The organism is Microcoleus sp. (assembly GCF_049646505.1).
In the GTDB taxonomy this organism is placed as follows: domain Bacteria; phylum Cyanobacteriota; class Cyanobacteriia; order Cyanobacteriales; family Microcoleaceae; genus Microcoleus.
Genome location: NZ_JBARVX010000500.1, coordinates 1 through 8,350, shown reverse-complemented (window position 1 = coordinate 8,350; position 8,350 = coordinate 1). Strand labels below are relative to the sequence as shown.

6 protein-coding genes are annotated in these 8,350 nt (G+C 44.6%); 1 reads left to right on the top strand and 5 read right to left on the bottom strand.

Translation table 11 applies throughout. The features are described 5' to 3' along the window. From WBA89_RS24025 to WBA89_RS24005, 5 genes are all read right to left on the bottom strand, one after another. On the bottom strand, positions 1–995 hold a 995-nt coding region (locus WBA89_RS24025; RefSeq protein ID WP_424409958.1), incomplete at its 3' end, for a serine/threonine protein kinase. Positions 996–1,496: 501 nt separating this feature from the next. Further along, positions 1,497–2,375 (bottom strand): carbohydrate ABC transporter permease, encoded by an 879-nt coding sequence (locus WBA89_RS24020; protein WP_424409957.1) that lies wholly within the window; start codon positions 2,373–2,375, stop codon positions 1,497–1,499. A 333-nt stretch (positions 2,376–2,708) separates the two neighbouring features. Beyond that, positions 2,709–4,172, bottom strand: coding sequence for a CIA30 family protein (locus tag WBA89_RS24015; RefSeq protein ID WP_424409956.1), 1,464 nt, complete (start codon positions 4,170–4,172; stop codon positions 2,709–2,711). Positions 4,173–4,427: 255 nt separating this feature from the next. Further along, positions 4,428–6,977 (bottom strand): ATP-binding protein, encoded by a 2,550-nt coding sequence (locus WBA89_RS24010; protein ID WP_424409955.1) that lies wholly within the window; start codon positions 6,975–6,977, stop codon positions 4,428–4,430. Positions 6,978–7,127: 150 nt separating this feature from the next. Further along, positions 7,128–7,283, bottom strand: coding sequence for a hypothetical protein (locus WBA89_RS24005; RefSeq protein WP_424409954.1), 156 nt, complete (start codon positions 7,281–7,283; stop codon positions 7,128–7,130). A gap of 272 nt (positions 7,284–7,555) precedes the next feature. On the opposite strand from WBA89_RS24005, the gene WBA89_RS24000 reads away from it, so the two are divergent. Beyond that, entirely contained in the window at positions 7,556–7,945 is a 390-nt protein-coding gene (locus WBA89_RS24000; RefSeq protein WP_424409952.1) for a hypothetical protein, read from the top strand. Positions 7,946–8,350 lie beyond the last annotated feature (405 nt).

Sequence of the window (8,350 nt, the reverse complement as noted above, 5' to 3'; positions counted from 1 at the left end):
AGCCCCCCCTTAACAAGGGGGGGTTGGGGGGGTTCTACACCGCTAATTCGGTTAAATGCTGCCAACAAAGCGGCGACTTCGGCTTCTCTACCGTAGAGTTTTTGGGGGATGAGGAGTTGACCGGCTCGATCGGCATTTCCGGCAGTAAAATCAGATATATTGCCAGTAGCTTGCAGTTGCGCCAGACAAGTTTCGAGGTCAAACCTCAGCCCGTCAGCGCTTTGATACCTATCTTCCGCCATCTTCGCCAACAATTTCATCACGATGGCAGAGATTGCTTCGGGAATTTCCGGCTTCAAACTGCGGGGAGTGGGGGGGATTTTAGCGATGTGACAGTGAACTAATTCTAAAGGGTCGATCGCCCTAAACGGCAATTCACCAGTCAGCATCTCGTAAAAAGTGACACCCAACGAATAAAAATCGCTGCGGTAATCAATAGCGCGATTCATTCTCCCAGTTTGTTCCGGCGAAATATAAGCTAACGTACCTTCTAGCAAATTGGGATAGCTGGGAGTTGCGTTTTCTCGAACCAAGCGCGAGGAGATGCTGAAGTCAGTAATTTTGACCCGATAGGTTTCTGGATTGATGATGATATTCTGCGGTTTAATATCTTTGTGTATTATTTGGTTTTGATGAATTTTGCTCAAACTTTTTGCCAGCGCCACGGCAATTTCCAAAAATTGTTTTAAGTCAAGTTTGCTCGAAATTAAAAAACTAGATAAAGCCATGCCTCCAAAGTCTTCTAAGGTCAGCGCTACACCATTCTGATTAGTTTCTAAACGGTAGCAATTGACAATTTCTTCGAGGTTTTTCAGATTTTCTCGGATATTATATTCGTGTCTCAAGCGGGTAATCTCTTCCAGAGTTGGATACTCGCTTTTCAGGGTTTTGACGATGACTGGCAAATTGTGTTTTTGCCAGATTCCCCGATAAATCACAGTATTGACACCAGAGTACATTTTTTCGGTGATTTGATAGCCTGTTAGCAAAATCATAGTTTAATAAATTTGAATTTAAAGGGTTTGCCGCCACTTTACAGGAGTTGTACTGTTGACGAAAGTTAATAGGGTGTGTTAGATGGGTGATGGCGCGGGCGATCGACAAAACTACCGAGATTTATTTAAGCTTAGTCTAAGTCTCAGAGCTTTGTCATTGGCTATTTCGCTTAATCTTTAAGCAGCTTGGTACTTGCGTGTTATTGCGTAGGGACAATGTGCTTAATATAACATTCGTAACACCGGGAGTTTTAACGCCTTCTTAATCTTCTTGCATCTTTCTTCTGTCAACTTTCAACTCTTTGTTCTGTCAAGTCAACTATCAACCAATACGGTTCACTTAAGAAAGATCCCCCCTAACCCCCCTTAAAAAGGGGGGGATAAGAAAGCTCTCAAAGTCCCCCTTCTTAAGGGGGATTTAGGGGGATCTCCGGGACATAAATAGTGTTAAGTGAACCGTATTGAACTGTCAACTGTCAACTGTCAACTGTCAACTGTCAACTAATCATTGCGAGTCAAACCCTGAAGGCTAACTTGCAAAACCGACAAACCTAAAATCAGCAAAAATAACACTAGGGCGATGGTACAAGCATAACCAATTTCCAAATCCTTAAAAGCCCGTTCGTAAAGATAATAAACAACAGTCTTAGAACTATTGCGAGGGCCGCCCTGAGTCATGATATAAACTTCTTCAAAAACCTTAGTAGCAGAAATCGCTGAAATCACCGCCACCAAAACTAAATAAGGCTTCATCAGCGGCACAGTAATATCCCAGTGTTTCCGCAAACCTTCCGAACCATCAATCGCAGCAGCTTCGTAAAGTTCTGCCGGAATAGATTGCAGCCCCGCCAAATAAATCACCATGTAATAACCCAAGCCTTTCCAGACAGTAACTGCCATCACGCTAAAGAGTACCACCTTCGGATTTGCCAGCCAAGAAACCGGAGGTAAACCCAACATTTCCCCGAACTGATTCAGCAATCCAGTTTCAGCAAACAGCCACTTCCAAGCAATCCCGGCGACAACCATCGAAATCACCGCAGGCGTGTAGTATGCTGCGCGGAACCAGTTCATCCCCCGCAGCTTTTGATTGCACAAAATCGCCATTCCCAGCGGTAGAACAACCAATAAAGGTACTACACAGATCAGATACAGCAGCGTATTGGTCAAAGTTTGCCAAAAAGTGCGATCGCGCCACAGGCGATCGAAATTCTTCAAACCCACCCACTGCGGCATTTGAGTTAAATCGTATTCGTAATTAGTAAAACTCAAATAAAAAGCTTGCACCGCCGGCCACAAAACCGTTAAAGTCAAAATAAACAAAGCCGGAAACAAGAACAAATAAGGTGTCAGATTTCGCCGCCAAAAAGTCAAAGGCATAAATGGGTTATTGGTTATTGGTTATTAGTTATTGGTTATTGGTTATTGGTTATTGGTTATTACTCGTTCCCAGGCTCTGCCTGGTAACGCAGATTCGGAGGCTCTGCCTCCAGTTTTCCTACTCACAAGCGAGGCAGAGCCTCTAGATATTGATTCCCAGGCAGAGCCTGGGAACCAGTATTCTCTTATTTACTCGTTACCAGGCTCTGGCTGGTAACGCATATTCGGAGGCTCTGCCTCCAGTTTTCCTACTCACAAGCGATCTTATTATTCAACCCGCGGAGGCGGGTTTTGTCTGTGTAGACGCGGTTTCAACCGCCGTCTTCCATTCGCTTATTTAACCCCAGAAAACAAACCCTCCCAATCTCCCGGAGAACGAGAATCTTCCCCCTCTTTTACCTCAAAAGTAACCTTACTAGCATCAGGAATATCCAAAGCTTGCACGCACAATTCTGCAATATCTTCCCGGCTAACTTTACCTCGAATATTGTCTCCTTGCTCGAATATCAAAGCTTTGCCGCCCGCTTCTTCAGTCAAAGCACAAGGTCTGACAACAGTATAAGGTATGCCGCTCGATCGCACGCAATCCTCCCCTTTCAACTTCCAAGTCAAAATTCCCCCCAACATATCATTCATCCTGACAGCCGGCGGTTCCTCTTCCAAAATAAGTCCAGGGCGGCCAGGGCGAGTCACTCCAGCCGAACTCACCATCACAAATCGCGGCAAAGTCTGCCCGCCATCAGCTTTAATAGATTCTAATTCCAGTTGAAAAACGCCCGGTGTAAATTTTGGATTCAGCCCGCCGTCGTATTCAAACTTGCTCAGCATTAACTGAAAAGAATAAATATTGCTCGGATCTAATTTCGAGCCATCTTTCACAGTTTTCGCCCGGAATACTGGAATTAACTTATCGAAAGGAACGGTGACAGTAATCCAAGTATTGTAAACAGTATCAAACGAATAGCAGTAGCCAATGCCATCCCATTTAGCCTCGCTCCGCACAATCAACTTGTAGCGCTTACCATCCCCTTTTACCCGCAGTTGGAGGCCGCTAAATCCTGCGAGATTAACCGGAGGATCGAAGTTGCGAGTGCGGACGGAAGCAAAGCCGCCGGAGTTTGCCGTGGAAACATTGCCGGTGAAGATAGCTGTACTGTCTGTAAGGACGATCGAGCTTTCGCTAGTGCCGCCCATCACAACATCGTCGAGAGCGCCCCAAGTTTCTTTTAAATCTTGGGTGGGTTTTGTGAAGTCAAAAATAGTTTTTTCGCCTGCTTTAATTAGCTGGCTGCGAACAGCTTGCACTAAATTCTTGATGCCTTTGTATTCAACTATTTCGGGAACATCCACAACTTCCGGCATATAAAACTTGATGCCTTGATAGTATTTTTCCCTGGTTGGGGTGTCTCCTTCTACCGGTTGAACTTTGGTGCCGGTGCAGCAGATAACTGCATCTATGCCCTCGGTTACTAAGGGCGTTAGCGTCTCGGCGAGAGTAATATCTGCTTCGACTAATTCGACATTTTTGCCGAGAATTTCTGTTGCTCTTTTGGTATCTCTGACGAGACAGCGGACTTTATATCCCCGCTGTTGCAGCCGCTTGACGACTCGCTTTCCCACCCCGCCAGTCGCACCGGCTACGAGTACGAGTTTGGGTTCGTCTTGTTTCTGGTTGCTGCTGCTTCCGAACAGTTGTTGCAGCCAGCTAATGCTGCCAATGAAGGGAATAACGCCGAAATAAGCCAAGGTTTTGACAAATCTGCCGGCATCCCATTGGGCGGTATTTTTTTCTGTCACAGTCGCTTCCTCAAATTTGGCTCAAATCTACTTATACCAATTTTTTATGAGGCCCCGTAAAATTCGATCCCCCCTTAGCTTGCCCCCTACTCCCCCTTAATAAGGGGGGGATAAGATTCCGATCAAAGTCCCCCTTGTTAAGGGGGATTTAGGGGGATCGAGATATGTGCAATGACCCATTAAATTGGTATTAGCTGCTTTTGTATTTTAGTCGAATTTTCGATTTGTGGATTTGGGAGGCGATCGCACTTTTTTTCATTTGACAGTGGGTTTCGGATGAATTTGGTTTAAGGGAATCTCAATAATCAACTCGGTTCCCTCTCCGGGGGCAGAAATGCAGCTCAATTTGCCGCCGTGTTGTTCCACCACAATTTCCTGGGAAATTGCCAAACCTATCCCTGCACCTTTACCCACCGGTTTGGTGGAAAAAAACGGATCGAATATTTTCTGGCGGACTGTTTCTTCCATACCCCAACCGTTGTCCCTTATCCGAACTGCTACGGCTTTTTCTCCCGGACAAACTTCTGTCACGATCCGAATTTGTCCGCTCTTGGCTGGCTCTTCTTCGCACCCGCAGTGCGACGATAATTGCTTGGTGATAAAGGCATCTTCTAGAGCATCAATTGCATTTGTCAGTACATTCATAAACACTTGGTTTATCTCAACTGCGTAACACTCAACCAAAGGCAGAGAGCCATATTCTTTGATGAGATGAATTGCAGGGCGATTCCCTACGGGATAGCTTTGCTTCACGGGCTTCGGCTTAAGTCGGTTGCTCAAAATCAGCAAAGCGCTGTCCAATCCGTCGTGAATGTCAACTGGTTTAATCTCTGCTTCGTCAATTCTAGAAAAGTTTCGCAGCGACTGAACTATCTCGCGGATGCGGTTAGCTCCTACTTTCATTGAACCCAGCAACTTCGGTAAATCTTCAGCTATAAACTCTACTTCTGCTGCTTCTATTTCTGCTTGAATTTCGGGCGAAGGCGAGGGATAGTGCTGTTCGTAAAGATGCAATAAATTGATGATTTTTTCGCTGTATTCGTTGGCATAGGTAAGATTTCCGTAAATGAAATTAATCGGGTTAGTGACTTCATAGGCAACCGCCGCCACCAACTGTCCCAAGCTTGACATTCTTTCGCTTTGCACCAATTGAGTTTGCGCGCGCTGAAGCTCGGACATTGCTGTTTTTAAATGAGCAGTTTTTTCGCGCTCTCTGGCGACAGATGCTTCTAATGCTGTATTTAATTTGTTGAGTTTGTCGGCTTGGCGCAGGACTATATTAATCATTGCTTTTTTTAGTTCCAATGCAGCGTCTATTTCGCATGGTTTCCAAGGCAATGATTGGCAGCTCACATTTTCTTTCCACAGCTCGAAGGATTTGCGAGGAGACAGTCTCGGACTGCCATCTTCATCTATTTCAACTGGTTTGTTGGGGTTTCCCGCCCAATTCACGGTCTGAATTACTTCCGGGCGAAACCACAAAACGTATATTTTTTGAATCGGCGATATTGCTACGGCCAAACACCCGCTGACTGTATCTTTAAATTCCTCAGCTTCTGGATATAATTTGACCAGCGAGTCTGTATAAAATATTTCTTTTTTGAGGTTTTTTCGTACCCACTTTGTTAAATATTTGAGCGATTCTCCTTGAGGTGTTTGTCCGACTTGATAGCAATTGTCTCCAAATATTATTGCTGCTCCCTGGGCGTTGACTGCTTTCAGCAAATTGTGCTGGCATTTACCGAACACTTCTGACAAGTTTTCGGAGGTGGATATGTCTTCAAAAATCTGGGTTTGAATTGATTTTAAATAAAGTTTGTAGTCGTAGTCTTCGTTTCCTTCTTTTGATTGCAGTTCTAAGGACATTACTTGTCCGATAAATTCGCAGGCGGCGCGCACTTCATAGTTGAGGTATTTTGGCGTATAGTTGTGACAAGCAATCAATCCCCAAAGTTTTTGCTCTTTGATTAACGAGATTGACATCGAAGCTGCTACGCCCATATTTTGCAGGTATTCTATGTGAATGGGAGAAACGCTTCTCAATACGCAAAAACTCAGGTCTAGGGGTTCGTTAGCAAGAGAATTCTTGCCGAAAACGAGGGGAACTGGTTGATAATTAATATCTGGTATCAACCTCAACCAATTTAACGAATACAGTTTTCTGGCTTGTTTGGGAATATCTGTACTGGGGTAGTTTAATCCTAAGAAAGGAGTCAGGTTTTCTGCTTTGTCTTCAGCGATGACAGCGCCGTTGCCTTCGCGGTCGAATTGATAGATCATAACTCTGTCAAAGCCGGAAATCTTCCTGACTTCTTTTACAGTCATCCGGCATAATTCGTTGAGGTTTTTGGCGTTTTGAATTTGGCTGACAGTGGATCTCACTGAATGATAAAAGCTAAAAACAGAAAGATTTTCTGTGGTTGTGGCTAGTTCTAATTCGACCATCAAAATTCCTTCGCTTCGGTGAAGGATGCAGTCAAAATCTAAATATTTGCCTGCTTTTTCGACGGACAGTTTAATGGGATTGACGGATTTTAAATTTTCATTCTGCAAACAGGCTTTGAGTTTTTCTAGCTGAGGGCGATCGAATAATAAGCTCAAGTCTTGACCGATCGCACTTTTAGCATCAATTCCCAACAAATGTTGCGTATTTTCACTGACTTGCAGTATTTCTAGTTGAGGTTCTCGCACAACAAGCAGCACCCCGTGCGGCTGGATGTGTCCCGATAGGTGAATGGGCTCTTTGTCGCAGTTTGTCAAGTCAACTTCTTCGTCAAGTGCTGGGATTGTGATTTGTCGATTCATTTTCTCTATTTGGTGCTGTAAAATTTTGAGAGGGTTCTATGGATTTAAGATTTGAGTTGTGGGAGCGGGTCGAGCTCTCTAGACTGGTGCATTGATTTGTCGGTGAGGGGAACCCCTACTACAATTTGTCCGGCGTTGCCTTGGTAGTTGCTATAAAATAGGTTTTGCAATCATCTCATCTTGTTCGATCGCGTAACGGCTCGATTCCTTGACAGACGCTGGCAAGGAATCATCCGTCCGCGAGTCGAAAACGATCTCGTCAAAAATCAGCCAGCAGTTGTGTTGCTGCTCTACCGGCCCGGGCATTCTAGATATTTTTGCAGACTTGGCTCTTCAATAGCGATCGATCCCCCATGTCAATTATGCCAGCACTTCTTGCGATTCTTCAAGAACTTTTAATAATTTTCCACAAAGTTAATTTTGTGGTAAGATATGGCCCGCTGGAACGGGGAGAGAGAGATGTGTCTTCCGAGCGGCCTGCAGAGCAAAATATTAAGTTAAGCTAATGATGACAACATCTGAAAGTCAAGCTACGTTAAGCTCTTTAAGTATATCCAACAGGCCCGACAATTAGACTAATGCTCGACTTCAATACACTTACTGAGTTTTCCCATACCTACTGCATAGGTATCTGTGCTTTTTTAGTTCCGGCAAACTTGCTGACTACTTTGCAAACAGGGATTTTGATCGGACTAAACAGACCTCGAATGCAGGTTTGGGCATCTGCGGCTGTGGCTGGATTTTGGGCTGCTGCAATGTTATTTCACGTTTTTACCTGGTTCGCGATCGGGGTTGTAATGCCTCCGACATACATCTTGCTCGGTATGGCGATCGCTTGTCTGGCAATCAATATCTGGGCAGTGGCGCATCCTTCGAGCATGATGCAATTAATTAAAGTTGCGATATCAGCTTTCAGGGGGATTTTAGAAGAAGCAAGAAGGAAGAAGGAAGAAGTCATTAGTCATTAGTCATTAGTCATCAGTCATCAGTCATCAGTCATCAGTCATTAGTTATCAGTGCTGTCGCTTTCGAGCTTTCGGTACAATGTCATCAGTCCGATGTCCGTCGGAAGAAGTCATCAGTCATCAGTCATCAGTCATTAGTTATCAGTGCTGTCGCTTTCGAGCTTTCGGTACAATGTCATCAGTCCGATGTCCGTCGGAAGAAGTCATTAGTCATTAGTCATTAGTCATCAGTCATTAGTTATCAGTGCTGTCGCTTTCGAGCTTTCGGTACAATGTCATCAGTCCGATGTCCGTCGGAAGAAGTCATTAGTCATCAGTCATCAGTCATCAGTCATTAGTTATCAGTGCTGTCGCTTTCGAGCTTTCGGTACAATGTCATCAGTCCGATGTCCGTCGGAAGAATAAAGA

What these genes read in the sequence shown, in the direction of transcription:
- WBA89_RS24000 (WP_424409952.1), top strand. Translation starts at nt 7,556, where the DNA reads ATGCTCGACTTCAATACACTTACTGAGTTTTCCCATACCTACTGCATA.
- WBA89_RS24010 (WP_424409955.1), bottom strand. Translation starts at nt 6,977, where the DNA reads ATGAATCGACAAATCACAATCCCAGCACTTGACGAAGAAGTTGACTTG.
- WBA89_RS24020 (WP_424409957.1), bottom strand. Translation starts at nt 2,375, where the DNA reads ATGCCTTTGACTTTTTGGCGGCGAAATCTGACACCTTATTTGTTCTTG.
- WBA89_RS24005 (WP_424409954.1), bottom strand. Translation starts at nt 7,283, where the DNA reads ATGCCCGGGCCGGTAGAGCAGCAACACAACTGCTGGCTGATTTTTGAC.